The organism is Sphingopyxis sp. (genome assembly GCF_036675685.1).
Classification (GTDB): domain Bacteria; phylum Pseudomonadota; class Alphaproteobacteria; order Sphingomonadales; family Sphingomonadaceae; genus Sphingopyxis.
Genome location: NZ_JAKFEM010000024.1, coordinates 20,951 through 39,885, shown reverse-complemented (window position 1 = coordinate 39,885; position 18,935 = coordinate 20,951). Strand labels below are relative to the sequence as shown.

Below are 18,935 nucleotides of genomic sequence, written 5' to 3'. Positions count from 1 at the left end.
TCCTACGGCACAAACGTCGTGAACAGGTAGATCGCGAACAGCATCAGGTGGATCACCCCCTGCAGCACCGTCGTCCGCCCATTCGCCAGCGTCTGCACCGACACAATCAGCGACAGGAACAGCAGCACGGTCGATTTGGCGTCGAGGCCGAGGCTGATCGGCATGTCGGTCATGATCGACAGGATCGCGACCGCGGGAATGGTCAGCCCGATCGTCGCGAGCGCCGATCCGAGCGCGAGGTTGAGGCTGGTCTGGAGCCGGTCGGCCTTGGCCGCGCGCACCGCAGCGAGACCCTCGGGGGCGAGGATCAGCGCCGCGATCAGCACACCGAGCACCGCCGGTGGCGCGCCCCATTCGGCGAGCAGCGCGCCGATGACGGGAGACAGATTCTTGGCGAGCAGTACGACCGCAACCAGACTAGCGAGCAACAGCGCGCCTGAAATCGCCGTGCGCTTTATGCTTGGCGGGGCGGCGTGCACATCGGGCTCGTCCTGCGCATCGCCGTCGGGCAGGAAATAGTCGCGGTGGCGCACCGTCTGCACCAGCGCGAAGGTCGCGTAGAGGATCAGCGACACCACCGCGACGAAACCGAGCTGCGTCGCCGAATAAAAGGGCCCCGGAACGCTCGACGTGAAATTGGGGAGCACGAGCGTCACGACGGTGAGCACGGTCAGCGTCGCGAGCGCGGCGCCGATGCCCGTGCGCTGGAACCGCTGCTCATGATGGCGGATCGCTCCGCTGAGCAGGCAGAGGCCCATCAAGAGGTTGAGGATCACCATCACCGCCGCAAAAACGGTGTCACGCGCCAGCGTCTGCGCCTTGGCGGGCTCGGCCTGCATCAGCGTCAGGATCAGCCCGACCTCGATCACCGTCACCGCAAGCGCGAGGATCAGCGTACCGAAGGGTTCGCCGACGCGGTGCGCGATTACCTCGGCATGATGGACCGCGGCGACGATCGCGCCGGCGAGGATGAAGCCGACGAGAAAGGCATTGAGCGGTATAGCGAGGCTCGCCATCGCAGTAAGGAAGCCCAGGATCGGAAAAACGTCGTTGGCGCGATCGGTGAGGCGAAGCTTGCTGACCATGCGACTTCTATTGCAGCCCCCCTTGCGCATGACCACCCCCTAACCTCGTCATCCCGGCCTTCGCCGGGATGACGAGGTATATGTAGGTCAATCTCGGTGCGTGCGAACGGGTAATCCGGCAGCGGCGAGCCGCGCATGCGCTTCGGCGATAGTCGCTTCGCCGAAATGGAAGATGCTCGCCGCGAGTACCGCGCTCGCCCCACCCTCGAGCACGCCCGCGACCAGATGGTCGAGATTGCCGACGCCGCCGCTCGCGATCACCGGCACAGTTACCGCATCGGCAATCGCACGCGTGAGCGCGAGATCATAACCATCTTTCGTCCCGTCGCGGTCCATGCTGGTGACGAGCAATTCGCCCGCGCCGAGGGTGGCAAGCCGAACCGCATGCTCGAGCGCGTCGATCCCGGTCGGCTGGCGCCCGCCATGGGTGAAGATTTCCCAGCGGCCGTCTTCTACCCGGCGCGCGTCGATGCTGCCGACCGCACACTGGCTGCCAAAGCGGTCGGCGATGTCGGCGATGAGTTCGGGGCGCGCGACCGCCGCGCTGTTCACCGCCACCTTGTCGGCACCGGCGAGCAGCAGCGCGCGCGCATCCCCGGCGCTACGCACCCCGCCGCCGACGGTGAGCGGCATGAAACAGACCTCGGCGGTACGGCTGACCATGTCGAGCAGCGTCCCGCGCCCCTGATGGGTTGCCGAAATGTCGAGGAAGCACAGTTCGTCGGCGCCGGCCGCATCATAGGCGCGCGCGGCCTCTACGGGGTCGCCCGCATCGCGGAGGTCGACGAAATTGACCCCCTTCACCACCCGCCCGTCGGCGACGTCGAGGCAGGGAATGACGCGGACGCGGACGGTCACGCTGTCCCCGCCGCAATCGCTTCGGCGAGGTCGAGCCGCCCGTCATAGAGCGCGCGCCCGGTAATCACGCCTTCGATACCATCGGCGACATGCGGACGGAGCGCCCGGATGTCGCCTATATCGGCAACCCCGCCCGACGCGATCACCGGAATCGCGACCGCCTGGGCCAGTGCCACCGTCGCCTCGACATTGCAGCCCTTGAGCATGCCATCGCGGCCGACGTCGGTGAACAGCAAGGCTGCGACGCCCGCATCCTCGAAACGCCGCGCCAGATCCTCGACACGCACGTCGGACACATCGGCCCAGCCCTCGGTCGCGACCATGCCGTCGCGCGCATCGACCCCAACGACGATCCGCCCGGGCAGGTTGCGCGCGGCGGATTTCACAAATTCGGGGTCCTTCAGCGCCGCGGTGCCGATGATCACGCGCTCGACGCCGAGCGACAGCCAGCGGTCGACCCCGGCACGGTCGCGGATGCCGCCGCCGACCTGCACCTTGCCCGGAAAGGCCGCAATGATGCTTTCGACCGCCACGCCGTTGACGCTTGCCCCCGCGAAAGCGCCGTCGAGATCGACGACATGCAGATGCGTCGCCCCGGCACCAGCGAACAGCCGCGCCTGCGCCGCCGGATCGTCGCCATAGACGGTCGCGCGCGCCATATCGCCCTCGGCGAGCCGCACCACCTGCCCGCCCTTTAGATCGATCGCGGGGAAGATGGTCAGGCCAGAATCTACGGGCGCCAAGACAGGAACCTTTCGAGGGTTGCGAGGCCATAGGCCTGGCTTTTTTCGGGGTGATACTGGACGCCGACGATATTGTCCTTCGCAACCGCGGCGACGAACGTCTCGCCATGGCTGCTCGTCGCCGCGACATCGACGGCATCGGCGAAATGATAGCCGTGGAGATAATAGGCCTCACCCGCCGCGATCACCGGGTGCGCGAAACTCGGCACGACATCGTTCCAGCCCATATGCGGGATGCGCAGCCCCGGCCCTGGATCGAACGCCCGCACCGTGCCGCCGATCCAGCCGAGTCCCGCATGCCGGCCATGCTCCTCTCCCGCATCGGCGAGCAATTGCATGCCCACGCAGATGCCGAGGAAGGGGACACCGTCCTGCCGCACCCGCCGCTCCATCGCGTTGATCAACCCATCGATGGCCGACAACCCGTTCATGCAGGCCGCGAACGCGCCCACGCCCGGCAGCACGATCCGGTCGGCCTTGGCGACAACATCGGGATCGGCGGTGACGGCGACATTCTCGGCGCCCGCCGCGACGAGCGCATTATGCACCGAGCGAAGATTGCCCGCGCCATAGTCGATCAGGGCGATGGCGCTCATGCGATGGTCCTTACAGGACACCCTTGGTGCTGGGGATGGCATCGCCCTTGCGCGGGTCGATTTCGACCGCCTGGCGCAGCGCGCGCGCGAGCGCCTTGTACATGCTTTCGGCGATGTGATGATTATTCTCGCCGTACAGCGTTTCGATGTGCAGCGTGATCCCCGCGGCCTGCGCAAAGCTGGCGAACCAGTGCGGAAACATTTCGGTATCCATCTCGCCGAGCCGCGGCTGCGAGAAGGCCGATCTATAGACGCAGTGCGGACGCCCCGAAATATCGAGCGCGCAGCGCGTCAGCGTCTCGTCCATCGGTGCATGCGCCTCGCCGTAACGCGCGATGCCGCGCTTGTCGCCGAGCGCCTTGGCCACCGCTTCGCCAAGCGCGAGCGCCGAATCCTCGACGGTGTGATGCTGATCGATGTGGAGGTCGCCCTTCACCGTCATCGAAATGTCGATCAGCGAGTGGCGCGACAGTTGCTCGACCATATGGTCGAGGAAACCGATGCCTGTGGACACCGAATATTCGCCCGTTCCGTCGAGATTGACGGCAATCGCGATATCCGTTTCCTTGGTCGTGCGCTGGACAGTGGCGGTTCGCATGGCGCCCCCATAGCACCCACTTTTCACAGCGCAAGGCGACTCTCCCCCCTTGACCCGCGAACGCGCGCCGTTCATCCCCTCGCCCCATGAGTGACGATGTCCGCGACAGCCTGATTCCCTATGACGAAATCGTGCAGGACGCGCTGCGCGCCGTGGTCGGCCGCGTGCTGAGCCAGGTCGAAGGCTATGACAGTCTGCCCGGCGAGCATCATTTCTACATCACCTTCAAGACGCAGGCGCCCGGAGTCGACATTCCCGCGCATCTGATCGCCAAATTTCCCGATGAAATGACGATCGTGCTGCAGAACCGATTCTGGGACCTGAAGGTCGAGGAGGATCATTTCAGCGTCGGCCTGTCGTTCAACCAGACGCCGTCGATCCTGACGATTCCCTATGCCGCAATCACCGCCTTCGTCGATCCGTCGGTCGATTTCGGGCTGCAATTCCAGGTCAGCGACGACGAGGCCGCACAGCCCGAACCGCATGACGAAGCCGACAATGACCGACCCGACGTCACGAGCGAGGACGGGTCGAACGTCGTGACGGTGGATTTCGGCAAGAAGAGATAGCGCCGTGGGCGGCCCCCTCTGGCCCCCCAGCCGCTTCTGGCAATATTGGGCACTCGCCGGGATGCTCGTGCTCACCGCCGCCTTCTGGTGGGGCGTCGAAGGCTATGCCCTGGCGCAAAGCCCCTATCCGCGTGGACAGATTGCCGACGGGTTGCTTCGCTTTACCGTGCTGATCCTGACTCCGGCGCTCGTCTTGGCATGGCTTGCCGCGGCTTGGCTGCGCCGACGCGTAGGCGAAGGCGGCTATTGGCAGCTGCTCGGCCTGGTCGCGATGATCTGGGCCGGCGCGGTGCTGGTGACAAGGATGCTCGTGACATGAGCGACACACGGATCGAAAGCGACAGCATCGGCGAGATTGCCGTTCCGACGGGCGCTTATTGGGGCGCGCAGACCGAGCGCAGCCGCCACAATTTTGCCTTTCCCAGCCACGAGCGCATGCCGCTTCCGATCGTCCATGCCCTCGCGCGGATCAAGGCGGCCGCAGCGCGGGTCAACCGCAGCCACGGCCTCGACGCCGGACTGGCCGACGCGATCGTGGTCGCGGCCGACGCCGTCGCGGCTGGGCAATATGACGACCAGTTTCCGCTCGCGATCTGGCAGACGGGCAGCGGCACCCAATCGAACATGAACGCGAACGAGGTCGTCGCGGGCATCGCCAACGAGGCGCTCGCCGGCACGCGCGGGGGCAAGTCGCCGGTGCACCCCAACGACCATGTCAACATGGGCCAGTCATCGAACGACAGTTTCCCGACCGCGCTGCATATCGCGGTCGCGGTCGAGACGACGGCGCGGCTGGTACCGTTGCTGATCGTGCTCACCGACGCGCTCGCGGCCAAGGCGGAAGCGTGGAGCGCCATCGTCAAGATCGGCCGCACCCATTTGCAGGACGCGACGCCGCTGACGCTGGGTCAGGAATTTTCGGGCTATGTCGCGCAGCTGATCGCGTGCCGCGCGCGGATCGAGGGCGCGCTGACGCATAATATCTGCAAGCTCGCGCAGGGCGGCACCGCAGTAGGCACCGGGCTCAACGCACCGGCGGGGTTCGACGTCGCGATGGCGGCCGAGCTCAGCCGTGCGACGGGTATCGCTTTCGAACCCGCACGCAACAAGTTCGAGGCGCTGGCGTCGAACGACGGGCTCGTCTTCTTTTCGGGTGCGCTCAATACGCTCGCGGTCGCGCTGACCAAGATCGCCAACGACATCCGCCTGCTCGGCTCGGGCCCGCGCGCGGGTCTGGGCGAGATCGACCTTCCGGCGAACGAGCCGGGCAGCTCGATCATGCCGGGCAAGGTCAATCCGACCCAGTGCGAGATGCTGACTATGGTCGCGGCGCAGGTCATCGGTAATCATCAGGCGGTCACCGTCGGCGGCCTGCAGGGGCATCTCGAGCTCAATGTGTTCAAGCCGCTGATCGGGTCGAACGTGCTGCGCTCGATCGACCTGCTGGCAATCGGCATGGCGGGTTTCACCGAGCATTGCGTCGAAGGGCTCGAACCGAACCGCGCCCGCATCGACGAACTGATGAACCGCTCGCTGATGCTCGTCACTGCGCTCGCCCCCGAAATCGGCTATGACAAGGCGGCGAAGATCGCGAAGCACGCGCATGAAAGCGGGAGCACGCTGAAAGAGGCGGCGCTCGATCTGGGCTATGTCGATGCCGCGACCTTCGACCAGCTGGTCGATCCGCGCACGATGCTCGGGCCGGAGAGCTGAACGGGAACCCGCGGGGCCTTCCGGGGATTGATGAAGGGAAGGAGAGATGAAGATGATCGGTCGGATCGTAGGCGGCGTTCTTGGCAGCGCCATCGGACGCCAGAAAGGCAATCATCCCCTCGCCGGCGCGGTCATCGGCGCGGGCACGCTCTTCGCGGCGCGGCGCCTATTCCCGCAACGCTATGCCGTTCTCGCGGCAACGGTCGCGGCGGGCTATCTCACCAAGAAATGGGCCGAGCGTGCCGAGGCGCGCAAGGCCGCCGAAGAGGCGCATGCGCTCGATCCTGCGCTCGCCGATGCCGGCGTGGTCGATACTTATGCGGGCACGGCCAAAGTCCCCACCGATGGGCAGACGATTGGCGACGCGCTGCCGCCTGCGATTCCAGTCGAAGGCAATGGCCGCAGCGGCTCGCTCCACTGACCCGCCGACGCGGTTAAGAAAATTGCTATCATGACGCGCTATGGCATGCGTCATGAGGATGAACCCGCCCGGTTTCCGCACATTCGCGCTGATCGCGGTCGGCTTCTCGCTGAAGTTTCTCAGCGGCCGGCTCGAACTTGCGGGCGATCTGTCGGCAGCCGCGAGCACGCGGCTCGGCTATCATCTGTCGGCACTGGCTGTCCTGATTGCCGCATTCGGCTGCTTCGCTTGGGCGTTCAAAAGGATCTTTTTCGACAAGCCCGCCGCGCCGCCCGCTGACGCCGCGCCGCCCGAAAAGAAGCCGGAGCCCGTCGACGTCTATCCCGAGACATTCGACCCCGATGCCGCGCTCGCGCGTTACATGAGCCGCCGCGGCGATACCGATCCGGGTGACGCGCCCGTCCCCAAACCGGGCGGCTTTGGCCGCAAAGCGCGTTTGAGGGAGCGTTAGGCGCCCGCTTGCCATTCCTTGATCGCCTCGACTGGCGAGACGAGCATCAGTACGTTGAGCGTCAGATTGTCGCGGATCGTCCATAGGGTAAAGAGCTCGAAGGCGAGCGCGAACGCAACCGTGACCCACCAGCGCATCCGGCTGGCGGCGACGAAGCCCAGCACCATGAAAAGCGCGTCGCTCACCGAATTGAGCACCGAATCGCCCGAATAGCCGAACGCCATCGTCACCTCGCGATACCGGTCGATGATTATGCTCGAATTTTCGAGGATTTCCCAGGCGCCCTCGACCCCGATCGCGATGGCGAGCGGCACCCACAGCGGGCGGTGCGGCAGGATCCAGCGTAGCACGCCATAGAAGATGAAGCCGTGAATGATGTGGCTGAAGCTGTACCAGTCCGAAATCTGCTGGCTGTTCTGGTTCGACTGGACGGTGCCGTGCCACAGGCTGACCGTGCCGCACGGACAGATCGGCGGACGGCCCATGCCGATCAATATCGCCGCAAGCAGCGCGACCAGCGCCGCGGCGACCAGCCAGCCCGTTCGTGAAATTCCTGCCATGCCCCGCCCCCTTCGCGCTTGACCCGTAGCGCAGCTTTGGCGAATAGCGCCCATGGCTGAAAGCGTCCACCTGAACCGCCGCGGCGTGTTGTTCGTGCTCTCCTCGCCCTCGGGCGCGGGCAAGACCACCATTTCCAAGATGATGCTCGCAGGCGACAAGGATATTGCGCTGTCGATCTCGGCGACGACGCGGCCACCGCGCCCCGGCGAGAAAGACGGGGTCGATTATCATTTCGTCGACACCGAAACTTTCAAGCGGATGGCCGCCGACGGCGAGTTCCTCGAATGGGCGCATGTCTTCGGTCACCGCTATGGCACGCCCCGCGCGCGGGTCGACGAACTGCTCGAGGCGGGCAAGGACGTGCTGTTCGACATCGACTGGCAGGGCGCGCAGCAGCTTTACCAGGAAGCCGGACCCGATGTCGTGCGCGTCTTCGTGCTGCCGCCGACGATGGAAGAACTCGAACGGCGGCTGCGCGCACGCAATACCGACAGCGACGAAGTCATCGCCGCACGCATGGCGCGCGCCGCGAACGAGATCAGCCACTGGGACGGTTATGATTATGTGCTGATCAACGACCATGTCGAAGAATGCTTCGACGAGGTCGTCGCGATCCTGCGCGCCGAACGGTTGAAGCGGCGGCGCCAGATCGGCCTGATCGGCTTTGCCCGCGACCTGATCCGGTCGGTGCCGGACGCCGATACTTCGCTTTAGACCGGCGTCACCAGATTGGCGTTCAGCTCGGCGACCATTTCGGCGCGCAACGGCTTGGCCTGACCGTCGGTACGGCACACGACCACCGTGTCGCAGGTCGCGATCGGGTGGCCATTCTGGAACATCGCCTGCACGATCGTCCAGCTTGAGGTGCCAAGCCGCCCGATACCGGTCGCGATCGTCACCGGATCGGGGAAATTGCCCTCGGCGAGATAGTTGATCTCGACCGCCGCGACCATCGTCCGTTCGTTCACAGGACGTTCGCCCAGCGGACGTACCTGCCGGTTGAGCAACACGCGGCCGCTTTCGAACAAAGCGGCAAAGGCTACATTGTTGAGGTGGCCGTTGATGTCCATGTCCTGAAACCGCGTCTGATATTCGATGCAGACGGGGTAGCTGGCGGCGTCGAGCCGCCAGCTTTCCGGTTTGGGCATATCAGCGCGGCCCCATTCGGATGCCGCCGTCGAGGCGGACGTCCTCGCCATTGAAATAGCCATTCTCGATCATGCAGACCGCGAGATTGGCATATTCGGGCGGATTGCCGAGGCGCTTCGGGTTGAGCACCGACGCGCCGAGCGCATCGCGGACATTCTGCGGCGCGCCAGCGAGCAGCGGGGTGTCGAAAATGCCGGGCAGGATCGTGTTGACGCGGATATTCTCCGAGGCGAGGTCGCGCGCGATGGGGAGCGTCATGCCGACGACGCCGCCCTTCGACGCAGAGTAAGCCGCTTGGCCGATCTGGCCGTCCTCGGCCGCGACCGATGCCGTGTTGACGATCGCGCCGCGTTCGCCGTCTTCCATCGGGTCGAGCGTCAGCATGCCCGCCGCCGACTTGGCGATGCAGCGGAAGGTGCCGACAAGGTTGATCTGGATGATCCAGTTGAAGGCATCGAGCGGGAAATGCTTGATGCTGCCGTCTTCCTTCGAGCGGCTCGCGGTCTTGATCGCATTGCCGGTGCCCGCGCAATTGACGAGGATGCGTTCCTGGCCGTGCGCTTCGCGCGCCTTGGCGAAGGCGGCGTCGACGCTGGCGTCGTCGGTGACGTTGCATTCGCAGAAGATGCCGCCGAGTTCGGCGGCGATCGCGAGGCCCTTTTCCTCCTGCAGGTCGAAGATCGCGACCTTGACGCCCTTGGCGGCAAGCGCGCGGGCGGTGGCGGCACCGAGGCCCGAGGCGCCGCCGGTGACGACGGCGGATACGGTGGAATCGAGTTTCATTCTAATTTTCCTTCCCTAGTTCCGTTCGCCTTGAGGAGGGGCTGAGCTTTTCGAAGACCCGTCTCGAAGGGCCGCTATGCTGCCAATCCTTCGAGACGCCATTTCGACAAGCTCAATGGCTCCTCAGGACGAACGGTTGTTAGATTTTCAAAGTCGTTCGATGATCGTGACGTTGGCCTGGCCGCCGCCTTCGCACATCGTCTGCAGCCCATATTTGCCTCCGGTCGCGTCGAGCACGCCGAGCAGGGTCGACATCAGCTTGGTGCCGCTGGCGCCGAGCGGGTGGCCGAGCGCGATCGCGCCGCCATGGACGTTGAGCCGCGCATGATCCGCGCCGAGATATTTGAGCCACGCCAGCGGCACCGGCGCGAACGCCTCATTGACCTCGTAAGCGTCGATGTCCTCGATCTTCATGCCCGCGCGTTTCAGCGCCTTTTCGGTCGCGAACAGCGGCTCTTCGAGCATGATCACCGGGTCGCCCGCGGTCACCGACACATGGTGGATGCGCGCGCGCGGGGTCAGGCCATGATCTTTCAGCGCCTGTTCCGAACAGATGAGAACCGCCGACGCGCCATCGCAGATCTGCGACGCCGAAGCCGCTGTGATCGAACCGCCTTCCTGGAGCAGCTTCACCCCTGCAATGCCTTCGAGCGTCGCGTCGAAACGAATGCCTTCATCGACGAGGTGGGTCTGCGTCCCTTCGGGGGTCTCGATCTGGAGCCCAACGATCTCGCGCTGGAACCGGCCCGCTTCGGTCGCGGCCTTGGCGCGGCGGTGGCTCTCGAACGCATAGGCGTCGAGGTCGTCTTTGGTGAAGCCGTGCTTCTTGACGATCATCTCGGCGCCCATGAACTGGCTGAACATGATGCCGGGGTATTTTTCCTCGAGCCGGGGCGATTTATAATTGCCCATGCCTTCCTTCATATAGAGCATCGCTGTCGAGCCCATCGGCACGCGCGACATGCTTTCGATGCCGCTCGCAAGGACCATGTCCTGGGTTCCCGACAAGATGCCCTGCGCGGCGAACTGCATCGCCTGCTGTGACGATCCGCACTGGCGGTCGATGGTTACCGATGGGATCGAGTCGGGCAGTTTCGAAGCGAGCACGGCGTTGCGGCCGAGGTCCATCGTCTGCTCGCCGCCCTGCGACACACAGCCGGTGATGACGTCTTCGATCGCCGAAGCATCGAAATCATTACGGTCGGCGATCGCGTCGAACACCGCGGCGCCGAGGTCGACGGGGTGAACGCCCGCGAGGCGGCCGCCGCGCTTGCCGCCAGCGGTGCGGACGGCATCGACGATATATGCAATGGCCATGGGAGAATTCCTTTCCGAGTAGTCGTCGCCCCCGCGAAGGCGGGGGCCGTTGGAGGCGCCAGGCAACGCCGGGTTAGAACGCCAGCGGCCCCCGCCTTCGCGGGGGCGACGGGCTTAAAGCTTGCGCCCGATCAGTTCCTTCATAATCTCGTTCGTGCCGCCAAAGATGCGGGTGACGCGCGCGGCGCGCCAGGCGCGGGCGATCGGATATTCATTCATATAGCCCGCACCGCCGTGAAGCTGGAGGCATTTGTCCATCACTTCCCACTGGAGTTCGGTGTGCCACAGCTTCGCCGCGGCGCCCTCCTCGGGGGTCAGTTCCTTCTTGAGGTGCCGCGCCAGCGCCCAGTCGAGGTGCGCCCAGCCGACCTGCAGCTTGGTCTTGAGGTCGGCGAGCACGAACCGCGTGTTCTGGAAATCGAGGATCGGCTTGCCGAACGCCTTGCGGTCGCGGGTGAATTCGACGGTGTCGTCGAACGCGCGCTGCGCCGACGCCTGCGCCGACACCGCAATCGACAGGCGTTCCTGCGGCAGCTCACTCATCAGATAAATGAAACCCTGCCCCTCTTCGCCGAGGCAGTTGGTGATCGGCACGCGGACGTCGTTGAAGAACATTTCCGACGTATCGGCCTCGTCCTGCCCGATCTTGTCGAGGTTGCGGCCGCGTTCATAGCCTTCGCGGTCGGCTTCGACGAGGACGATCGACACGCCCTTCCACGCCGGCTGGACCTCGGTGTCGGTCTTGACGCAGACGAGGATCAGGTCGGCATTCTGGCCGTTGGTGATATAAGTTTTCGACCCGTTGATGACATAGTGATTGCCATCCTTCTTCGCGGTCGTGCGCATCCCTTGAAGGTCGGAGCCGGTGCCCGGTTCGGTCATCGCGATCGCGGTGATCACCTCGCCCGACACCATCTTGGGCAGCCAGTGCTTCTTCTGCTCTTCGCTGCCATATTTGACGATATAGCTGGTGACGATGTCCGACTGGAGCGAGAAGCCCGTCGTGGCGCGGCCGTAATAGGCACTCTCTTCATCGACGATCGCGTTGTAACCGAAATCGAGGCCGAGCCCGCCATATTCCTCGGGCACCGTCGGGCACAGCATGCCGAGCTCGCCCGCCTTCGGCCAGATCGACTTGGGCACGATCTTGTCCTCGGCCCATTTCGCCGCGTTCGGCGCGATTTCCTTTTCGAGGAACTGGCGCACCGTGGCGCGAAACGCCTCATGATCGTCGGAGTAGGCGGAGCGCGACAGATTATCGAGCGACATGGACATTCCTTTTCCCGGTGCGCCGGCCGGGCGCGGATGTTTACGAAGTTGCCACGCAGCGCGTAGTCCTTGCTGGCTAACTGACCTTACGTTTACGTGCACGTCAAGTAGAAATGCCGCTACGGCAGCAAACTTTCGTCGCCCCGTCTTTCTTCGTCACCCCGGACTTGATCCGGGGTCCACGACGTCGAGCGCCGTGCTTTGTCGAGAGGCGGCATGGATCCCGGATCAAGTCCGGGATGACGAAAGGTGGCTCACGCCCTGCCCTATTCCGGGTGACGAATAGGTTTGCAGTCGCTGGGCAGCATCGACGGCGCGCGCTAAGACCCCAACCCATGGTCGAACTGCTTCTCGATGCCGGCGCGCTGCTCGGCGAATCGCCCTTCTGGCATGCCGCCGAGCAGCGGCTCTATTGGGTCGATATCGAAGGCCGCAAAATCCACCGCACCGACCCTGCCACCGGCAACGACGAGGCGATGGAAGTTGCCGAGCAGGTCGGCTGCATCGCGCCGCGCGCAGGCGGCGGGCTTGTCGCGGCGCTCGAAAACGGCTGCGCGCTGATCGACGACTGGGGCGCCGCGCCGCGCGCCTTTGGCCCTGCCGTCCTTGCCAACAAGCCCGAACAGCGTTTCAACGACGGCCGCGTCGATACCGCGGGCCGGCTGTGGGTCGGCAGCCTGACGAGCGACAAGGCGAACCCCACCGCGACGCTCTACCGGCTCGATCCCGACGGGTCGCTGACCGAGGTCTTTGGCGGGATCACCACCAGCAACGGCGCCGCCTTCAGCCCCGATGGCCGGACCTTCTATCACGCCGACACCCCGACGCATGCGATCCGCGCCTATGACGTCGATCCGGCGACCGGCGCACTCGGCGAAGGCCGCATCTTCCACCAGTTCGAGCAGGGCAACGGCCGCCCCGACGGCGCCGCGGTCGATGCCGAGGGCTGTTACTGGTCGGCGTTGTGGGATGGGTGGCGCGTTGTGCGCCTTTCGCCCGCGGGCGGGCTGCTTCAGACGGTCGACCTGCCGGTGCAGCGTCCGACGATGATCGCCTTTGGCGGGCCGGACCTGAAGACCGCTTTCGTCACCAGCGCGGGCAAGAACCTGTCCGACGAAGAACGCTTGGGCCAGCCAAACGCCGGCGGCGTCTTCACCTTCCGCGTTGACGTCCCCGGCCTGATTCAGCCGGATTTTGGCGCCTAGGCGGCTTGCACCGCGCTGTCACATCTGGTTAAGACGCTCCCCGACATGGTTTCGCCCGAAACCTTTTCTTCCGGGGAGTTATGCCGATGCCGCGCCACGCGCACCCTTTTGCCCGCCGCCAGCTTGTTCGCCCTTTGGCGATGATGCTTGCATCCACCGCGATGATTGTGGGTTATAGCCAGATGACTGTTACCGCCGCCGAACCGATCGTCCCCCCCGCCGCCACCGCCCCCGCGGGCGAAAACCCGATGCTCGCGCCATGGACCGGCCCGTTCGAAGGGGTGCCGCCGTGGGACAAGATGGATCCCGAACTGTTCCCCGACGCCTTTGCCAAGGCGATGGCCGAGACCAGGGCCGAGGTGCAGGCGGTGATCGACAATCCGCAAGTCCCGACCTTCGAAAACACCCATGTCCCGATGATGCTGGCGGGCGACACCGCCGACCGGCTGTTCGCGCTGTGGGGGGTGCAGTCGTCGAACAAGTCGAACGACCGCGTCGAGGACATCGATGCCGAGTGGAGCCCCAAAATCTCCACCTTCTACACCGAGCTGTTCCTCGAGCCCAAGCTCTTTGCGCGGTACAAGGCGGTGTATGACAAGCGCAAAGACAGCGGCCTCAATGCCCAGCAGATCCGCATCGTCGAGCGCAGCTATGACGAGATGGTGCGCGACGGCGCCAATCTGTCGCCGACCGACAAGGCGAAGCTGGTCGAGATGAACGCCAAGCTCGAGGGCCTGTTCTCGGGCTTCTCGTCGAAGCTGCTCGGCGACGAGAAGCTCTATACCTTCGTCACCGACAAGGCCGAGCTTGCCGGGCTCGAACCCGGTTTCGTCGCCTCGCTGGCCTCGGCCGCCGAAGCGAACGGCAAACCCGGCCAGTGGGCGATCAAGAACACGCGCTCGTCGGCGCAGCCGGTGCTGCAGAACGCCACCAACCGGAGCTTGCGCGAAAAGGTCTGGAAGGCCTTTGTCGGCCGCGGCGACAATGGTGATGCCAACGACACCAACGCGACGATCGCCGAAATCCTGAAGCTGCGCCAGCAGCGCGCCGAGCTGCTCGGCTTCCCAACCCACGCCAATTACCGCATGGCCGACACGATGGCGAAGACGCCTGAAAATGCGATGGGCCTGATGATGAAAGTCTGGCCCGCCGCGGTTGCGCGCGCGAAGGAAGAGGTCGCCGACATGCAGGCAATCGCCGACCAGGACGCAAAGGCCGGCAAGGGTCCGAAGCTGACGATCGAGCCGTGGGACTATCGCTTCTATTCGGAGAAGGTGCGGAAGCAGAAATACGACCTCGATGAAAGCGAAGTGAAGCCGTACCTCCAGCTCGACAAGCTGACCCAGGCGATGTTCTGGTCGGCGGGCCAGCTCTATGATCTCGGTTTCCGCGAGAACACCGGCACCGTCCCCGTCTTCGATCCCAAGGTCAAAACCTTCGAGGTCTATAACCTCAAGACCAACGAGAATGTCGGGTTGATCTATCTCGACAATTTCGCGCGCGACGGCAAACGTTCGGGCGCATGGATGACCACCTATCGCAGCCAGCAGACGCTGGGCGGCGAACGCAATGTGCTCGCGTCGAACAATAATAATTTCACCGAAGCCGCAAAGGGCGAGCCGACGCTGATCAGCCTCGACGATGCGACGACCTTGTTCCACGAATTCGGCCACGGCATCCATTATCTGCTCCAGCACATCAACTATCCGGCGCTCGCCGGGGTGCCGCGCGACTTCGTCGAATATCCGAGCCAGGTGAACGAGAATTGGCTGATGACCCCCGAAGTGCTGTCGAAATATGCGACGCACACCAAGACGGGCGAACCGATGCCGCAGGCGCTGGTCGACAAGATCCTCGCATCGAACAAGTTCAACCAGGGTTTCGAGACGGTCGAATATCTGTCGAGCGCGATCGTCGACATGAAGATCCACGACCGCAAGGTGCCGGTGGCCGACGTCGACAAGTTCGAGCGCGAAACGCTGGCCGAAATGGGCATGCCGAAGGAAATCGTCATGCGCCACCGCCTGCCGCAGTTCGGCCATTTGTTCAGCAGCGACGCCTATTCGGCGGGCTATTACAGCTATCTGTGGTCGGAAACGATGGACGCCGACACCTGGGCGGCGTTCACCGAAGCCGGCGGCCCGTGGGACCGCACGGTTGCCGACAAGTTCCGCACCATCCTGCTGATGACGGGCAACGAAACCGACCGCGCCGAGGCGTACCGCGCCTTCCGCGGCCGCGATCCCGACGTGAAGGCGCTGCTGAAAAAGCGCGGTTTTCCAACCGAATAGGGCGAATAGAACCGGGGAGGCAAAGGGGGCGGTTTCGCCCCCTTTGTTTATCTTAGACCGCTCTATTTTTCATGCTCAGTGCTGCGAACAAATGTCCAGTCGACAGTGTTCCTGTACGGAGTTTCCACTCAGGAGCGGTCCGCATAAGGAAATAGTTCCAGCTTTCCGGACTCCAGAAGTTGATGTGGCCCGCGTAGGAATCAAACTCCGCATGATACTCCTTGGCGGGGAATTGATCCTTCCGCCCATCGGGAACCGTCAATACGAGCGTGCCGCCGGCTGACACAATATCGAGCAGACGCCGGACAACCGCTTCGGGATCGACCGTGTGCTCCAGCACTTCCATCAGAAACACCACGTCGTAGCGCGATGTCTCGGGAAGGTCCGAGAGCGCGCTGAAGAACAGTTCGGCGTCAGGGCAGGCCCGTTTGGCCATCGCGAGCTTCACATCGCTGATGTCGCATCCGAAGAGGGAGGTTTCCGGGTATCTTGCGCGCAGGAGGCGCAGGAGGCACCCTGCGTGGCACCCGATGTCCAGAACACGCTTGCCCGCGATTTCGACGCCTTCGGCATCGCATTGATCGAGCAGAAGGCGAGCCATCGCAAGGCGGCTGGCATTGAAGTAGTCCTCAAGAAATGCTGGCGTCGGCCATTCTCCGGTCAGCGCATTGCGCTGTATCACCGGAAGTATCTCATGGAGCAAGCTGGCCGAGTTGCGCGCGTCGGCTGTGGTTGGCCGATACTGCAGATCAGATTCTGACCTTACAATCCTGTAGCCGCTACGCGCAAACATGGATTGAACCAGTTTTTTGCCCTGGAGCATCTGTTCTCCTTCGCGCGTGAGCGCGTCAGTTGTGGAAGTCCGAACTTGAGTATGCTTCGATGCTGCCGGAGCCAGCCGCTATGGGCAACCACACCGATTGCCACACATCCCGGTCTAAACACGATCGAGCCCAACTTCCGCCAGTTGCGCTTGTCCCAACGCGTCCGTTCGCTCGAATCCCGATTGACCTTCGCCCGATTCGATATAAATATGATATCATCTTTATATCGAATGATTCGGAGGGCAACATGGTCGATGGAGGAACACCCGCGCTGAACCGCAGCCGGGAGACACGCGCGAATACGCAGAGCGGCTATCTGATGCTGTTCATCTGGTTGCTGTTGCTGGGCGTCGCCGTCTGGGCGGGGATCACCAACGCCAACGCCGAATATATGGTCGCGTGGAAATGGATCGTCGTTGTCGCCTCGGCGATCGTCGGCCTGCTGATCCTCTGCGGCTTCTATCTCATCAATCCGAACGAAGCCGCCGCGATCCAGCTGTTCGGTGCGTATAAGGGCACCGACCGCGAAAGTGGGCTGCGCTGGGTCCTGCCCTGGCTTTCGCGCAAGAAGATCGCGGTGCGCGCAAACAATGTGATTTCGGACAAGATCAAGGTCAACGATCTGCGCGGCAACCCGATCGAGATGGCGGCACAAGTCGTGTGGCGCGTCACCGACACCGCACAGGCTTTGTTCGACGTCGACGATTACAAGGAATTCGTGATGGCGCAGATCGAGGCCGCGGTGCGCTCGATCGGCTCGCGCTATCCCTATGACGATATCGAGCATCAGGAGGTCACGCTGCGCGGCAACCACGACGAGGTTGGCGTCGAACTGCGCAAGGCGCTGATCGAGCGGCTGAGCGTCGCGGGGATCACCGTCGACGAATGTGGCCTCACCCATCTGGCCTATGCGCAGGAAATCGCCGGGGCGATGCTTCGCCGCCAGCAGGCCGAGGCGGTCATTTCGGCGCGCAAGAAACTGGTCGAGGGCGCGGTGACGATGGTCGAGATGGCGCTCAACCTGCTGTCCGAAAAGGGCGTCGTCGAGCTCGACGACGAGCGCAAGGCGGCGATGGTGTCGAACCTGATGGTCGTGCTGTGCGGCGAACGCGACACGCAGCCCGTGGTCAATGCCGGCTCGCTCTACTGAGCCGGCCCGCCGAGACCGACCATGCCCGCGTCCGCCAAGAAAGCCTTTGCCCTCCGCCTCGATCCCGCGCTCTACGCGGCGGTCGAGCGGATGGCGGCCGCCGACTTGCGCAGCGCCAATGCCGAGATCGAGGTGCTGCTGCGCGAGGCGCTGGCGCGGCGCGGCATGACCGTCAAACCGCCGGCCCGCGCCAGGCGCGGCCGGCCGCCGAAAGAGGAAGGTTGATATGCTTCACCTGTTCATGCGGAAGACCCCATGGTTTCGCGCCAAGCGCCACGGCTATGGCACCGGCCTGCCTTTCGTCTGGGAAGGCTGGTTCTTCATGGCGCTCCACGTCGCGATGATCACCGGCTTCGCCTATCTGTTCCGGGATCGGCCCGTCCTGATGACCATCCTCGTTGTGCTCGCGGGCCTCGCCCCGCTGCCGATCTATCGCGCCAAGACCGAGGGCGGCTGGCGCTGGCGATAGCAGGGCGTTTCCAACACTCCGCATCCCCGAGCGAAGACGAGGGGCTATGCCGAGCGAAGCCGAGGCAGCGGCGCTGCTGGTTCTCACTTCGCTCGAACGAGCCCCTCGTCTTCGCTCGGGGATGCGGCAGTTGATAAATTGCCATGAGGCGTAGATAGCGCGCCCACCCCGCTTGCCCCCGACTCGCTTGATGGTTAAGGCCGGTCCATGACCGCCGCACCGTCCTCTGTCCGCATTGCCCCCTCGATCCTCAGCGCCGATTTCGCACGCCTCGGCGAGGAAGTGCGCGCGATCGAGGCCGCGGGCGCCGACTGGGTCCATATCGACGTCATGGACGGCCATTATGTCCCCAATCTGACGATCGGTCCGGCGGTGGTGAAGGCGCTGCGCCCGCATTCGACGCTGCCCTTCGACGTCCATCTGATGATCTCGCCGGTCGACCATTTTCTCGACGCCTTTGCCGCGGCGGGCGCCGACATCATCACCGTCCATCCCGAAGCGGGGCCGCACATCCACCGCACGGTCCAGCACATCAAGTCGCTGGGCAAGCAGGCGGGCGTGTCGCTGAACCCCGCGACCCCGGCGAAGATGCTCGACTATCTGATCGACGACATCGACCTTGTCCTCATCATGAGCGTCAATCCCGGCTTCGGCGGCCAGAGCTTCATTTCGAGCCAGCTGCGCAAGATCGAAGCGGTCCGGAAGATGATCGACAAAACCGGCCGCGACATCAGGCTGGAGGTCGACGGCGGCATCGACGCGGGCACCGCCCCGCTCGCGATCGCCGCGGGCGCCGACGTGCTGGTTGCGGGCACCGCGACCTTCAAGGGCGGCCCCGACGCTTACGCCGACAATATCCGGCGGCTGCGCGGCGGCGCTTGAT

The 18,935-nt window shown here is 64.3% G+C and carries 23 protein-coding genes; 12 read left to right on the top strand and 11 right to left on the bottom strand.

Features of this window, described 5'->3' with window-relative positions; translation table 11 throughout:
* Nucleotides 1-2: 2 nt before the first annotated feature.
* From V6M50_RS11480 to hisB, 5 genes are all read right to left on the bottom strand, one after another.
* Nucleotides 3-1,085 carry a calcium:proton antiporter gene (locus V6M50_RS11480; protein ID WP_332818698.1) on the bottom strand — a complete coding sequence of 361 codons (1,083 nt, stop codon included), beginning with the start codon at nucleotides 1,083-1,085 and terminating at the stop codon, nucleotides 3-5.
* Between the two features lie 87 nt (nucleotides 1,086-1,172).
* Nucleotides 1,173-1,943, bottom strand: coding sequence for an imidazole glycerol phosphate synthase subunit HisF (hisF, locus tag V6M50_RS11475; protein WP_332818697.1), 771 nt, complete (start codon nucleotides 1,941-1,943; stop codon nucleotides 1,173-1,175).
* Nucleotides 1,940-2,686, bottom strand: a complete 747-nt coding sequence (gene hisA, locus V6M50_RS11470) for a 1-(5-phosphoribosyl)-5-[(5-phosphoribosylamino)methylideneamino]imidazole-4-carboxamide isomerase (RefSeq protein ID WP_443030503.1) — start codon at nucleotides 2,684-2,686, stop codon at nucleotides 1,940-1,942. The genes hisF and hisA overlap by 4 nt, the downstream gene beginning before the upstream one ends.
* A complete protein-coding gene (gene hisH / locus V6M50_RS11465; protein WP_332818696.1) occupies nucleotides 2,674-3,282 on the bottom strand; it encodes an imidazole glycerol phosphate synthase subunit HisH in 609 nt (202 codons plus the stop codon). Before hisH ends, hisA begins: the two co-directional genes overlap by 13 nt.
* Nucleotides 3,283-3,292: 10 nt before the next feature.
* Entirely contained in the window at nucleotides 3,293-3,880 is a 588-nt protein-coding gene (gene hisB / locus V6M50_RS11460; protein ID WP_332818695.1) for an imidazoleglycerol-phosphate dehydratase HisB, read from the bottom strand.
* Nucleotides 3,881-3,966: 86 nt separating this feature from the next.
* Here hisB and V6M50_RS11455 point away from each other — a divergent pair, with 86 nt between their 5' ends.
* From V6M50_RS11455 to V6M50_RS11435, 5 genes are read left to right on the top strand one after another with little or no spacing between them, the layout of a single operon-like run.
* On the top strand, nucleotides 3,967-4,449 hold the full coding sequence (locus V6M50_RS11455; protein WP_332818694.1) for an SspB family protein: 483 nt from the start codon (nucleotides 3,967-3,969) through the stop codon (nucleotides 4,447-4,449).
* A 4-nt stretch (nucleotides 4,450-4,453) separates the two neighbouring features.
* Nucleotides 4,454-4,768: a hypothetical protein gene (locus V6M50_RS11450; RefSeq protein ID WP_332818693.1), complete on the top strand. Its 315-nt coding sequence runs from the start codon at nucleotides 4,454-4,456 to the stop codon at nucleotides 4,766-4,768.
* The gene (gene fumC, locus V6M50_RS11445; protein WP_332818692.1) at nucleotides 4,765-6,162 is read left to right on the top strand and encodes a class II fumarate hydratase; all 1,398 of its coding nucleotides are present in this window, start codon (nucleotides 4,765-4,767) and stop codon (nucleotides 6,160-6,162) included. Before V6M50_RS11450 ends, fumC begins: the two co-directional genes overlap by 4 nt.
* Nucleotides 6,163-6,208: 46 nt before the next feature.
* Nucleotides 6,209-6,583, top strand: a complete 375-nt coding sequence (locus tag V6M50_RS11440) for a hypothetical protein (RefSeq protein WP_332818691.1) — start codon at nucleotides 6,209-6,211, stop codon at nucleotides 6,581-6,583.
* A 58-nt stretch (nucleotides 6,584-6,641) separates the two neighbouring features.
* Nucleotides 6,642-7,034 carry a hypothetical protein gene (locus V6M50_RS11435; RefSeq protein ID WP_332818690.1) on the top strand — a complete coding sequence of 131 codons (393 nt, stop codon included), beginning with the start codon at nucleotides 6,642-6,644 and terminating at the stop codon, nucleotides 7,032-7,034.
* Here V6M50_RS11435 and V6M50_RS11430 read toward each other — a convergent pair.
* Complete coding sequence (locus V6M50_RS11430) at nucleotides 7,031-7,594, bottom strand: DUF2585 domain-containing protein (protein WP_332818689.1); 564 nt, start codon at nucleotides 7,592-7,594, stop codon at nucleotides 7,031-7,033. The two genes, V6M50_RS11435 and V6M50_RS11430, sit on opposite strands and share 4 nt — an antisense overlap.
* Before the next feature lie 52 nt (nucleotides 7,595-7,646).
* Between V6M50_RS11430 and gmk the strand changes: the two genes are divergently transcribed.
* Nucleotides 7,647-8,309: a guanylate kinase gene (gmk, locus tag V6M50_RS11425; protein WP_332818688.1), complete on the top strand. Its 663-nt coding sequence runs from the start codon at nucleotides 7,647-7,649 to the stop codon at nucleotides 8,307-8,309.
* Here the strand turns inward: gmk and V6M50_RS11420 are convergent.
* The 4 genes from V6M50_RS11420 to V6M50_RS11405 all read right to left on the bottom strand — a co-directional run bounded on the left by V6M50_RS11420 (nucleotide 8,306) and on the right by V6M50_RS11405 (nucleotide 12,113).
* Entirely contained in the window at nucleotides 8,306-8,743 is a 438-nt protein-coding gene (locus tag V6M50_RS11420) for an acyl-CoA thioesterase (RefSeq protein ID WP_332818687.1), read from the bottom strand. The genes gmk and V6M50_RS11420 overlap by 4 nt on opposite strands.
* A 1-nt stretch (nucleotide 8,744) precedes the next feature.
* Nucleotides 8,745-9,527, bottom strand: a complete 783-nt coding sequence (locus tag V6M50_RS11415) for an SDR family NAD(P)-dependent oxidoreductase (protein WP_332818686.1) — start codon at nucleotides 9,525-9,527, stop codon at nucleotides 8,745-8,747.
* Nucleotides 9,528-9,674: 147 nt separating this feature from the next.
* Nucleotides 9,675-10,844, bottom strand: coding sequence for an acetyl-CoA C-acetyltransferase (locus V6M50_RS11410; protein WP_332818685.1), 1,170 nt, complete (start codon nucleotides 10,842-10,844; stop codon nucleotides 9,675-9,677).
* Nucleotides 10,845-10,958: 114 nt separating this feature from the next.
* Nucleotides 10,959-12,113 (bottom strand): acyl-CoA dehydrogenase family protein, encoded by a 1,155-nt coding sequence (locus V6M50_RS11405; protein ID WP_332818684.1) that lies wholly within the window; start codon nucleotides 12,111-12,113, stop codon nucleotides 10,959-10,961.
* A gap of 335 nt (nucleotides 12,114-12,448) precedes the next feature.
* Here V6M50_RS11405 and V6M50_RS11400 point away from each other — a divergent pair, with 335 nt between their 5' ends.
* Together V6M50_RS11400 and V6M50_RS11395 are read left to right on the top strand one after the other, a co-directional pair.
* Complete coding sequence (locus V6M50_RS11400) at nucleotides 12,449-13,318, top strand: SMP-30/gluconolactonase/LRE family protein (RefSeq protein ID WP_332818683.1); 870 nt, start codon at nucleotides 12,449-12,451, stop codon at nucleotides 13,316-13,318.
* Between the two features lie 182 nt (nucleotides 13,319-13,500).
* A complete protein-coding gene (locus V6M50_RS11395; RefSeq protein WP_332818682.1) occupies nucleotides 13,501-15,609 on the top strand; it encodes a M3 family metallopeptidase in 2,109 nt (702 codons plus the stop codon).
* 52 nt (nucleotides 15,610-15,661) lie between these two features.
* Here the strand turns inward: V6M50_RS11395 and V6M50_RS11390 are convergent, their stop codons facing one another.
* Nucleotides 15,662-16,432, bottom strand: a complete 771-nt coding sequence (locus V6M50_RS11390; RefSeq protein WP_332818681.1) for a class I SAM-dependent methyltransferase — start codon at nucleotides 16,430-16,432, stop codon at nucleotides 15,662-15,664.
* Nucleotides 16,433-16,680: 248 nt separating this feature from the next.
* Here V6M50_RS11390 and V6M50_RS11385 point away from each other — a divergent pair, with 248 nt between their 5' ends.
* The 4 genes from V6M50_RS11385 to rpe all read left to right on the top strand — a co-directional run bounded on the left by V6M50_RS11385 (nucleotide 16,681) and on the right by rpe (nucleotide 18,934).
* Nucleotides 16,681-17,583, top strand: a complete 903-nt coding sequence (locus V6M50_RS11385; protein WP_332818680.1) for an SPFH domain-containing protein — start codon at nucleotides 16,681-16,683, stop codon at nucleotides 17,581-17,583.
* 21 nt (nucleotides 17,584-17,604) lie between these two features.
* Nucleotides 17,605-17,808: a toxin-antitoxin system HicB family antitoxin gene (locus V6M50_RS11380; RefSeq protein WP_332818679.1), complete on the top strand. Its 204-nt coding sequence runs from the start codon at nucleotides 17,605-17,607 to the stop codon at nucleotides 17,806-17,808.
* A 1-nt stretch (nucleotide 17,809) separates the two neighbouring features.
* Nucleotides 17,810-18,052, top strand: a complete 243-nt coding sequence (locus V6M50_RS11375; protein WP_332818678.1) for a hypothetical protein — start codon at nucleotides 17,810-17,812, stop codon at nucleotides 18,050-18,052.
* Nucleotides 18,053-18,259: 207 nt separating this feature from the next.
* A complete protein-coding gene (rpe, locus tag V6M50_RS11370; RefSeq protein ID WP_332818677.1) occupies nucleotides 18,260-18,934 on the top strand; it encodes a ribulose-phosphate 3-epimerase in 675 nt (224 codons plus the stop codon).
* Nucleotide 18,935 lies beyond the last annotated feature (1 nt).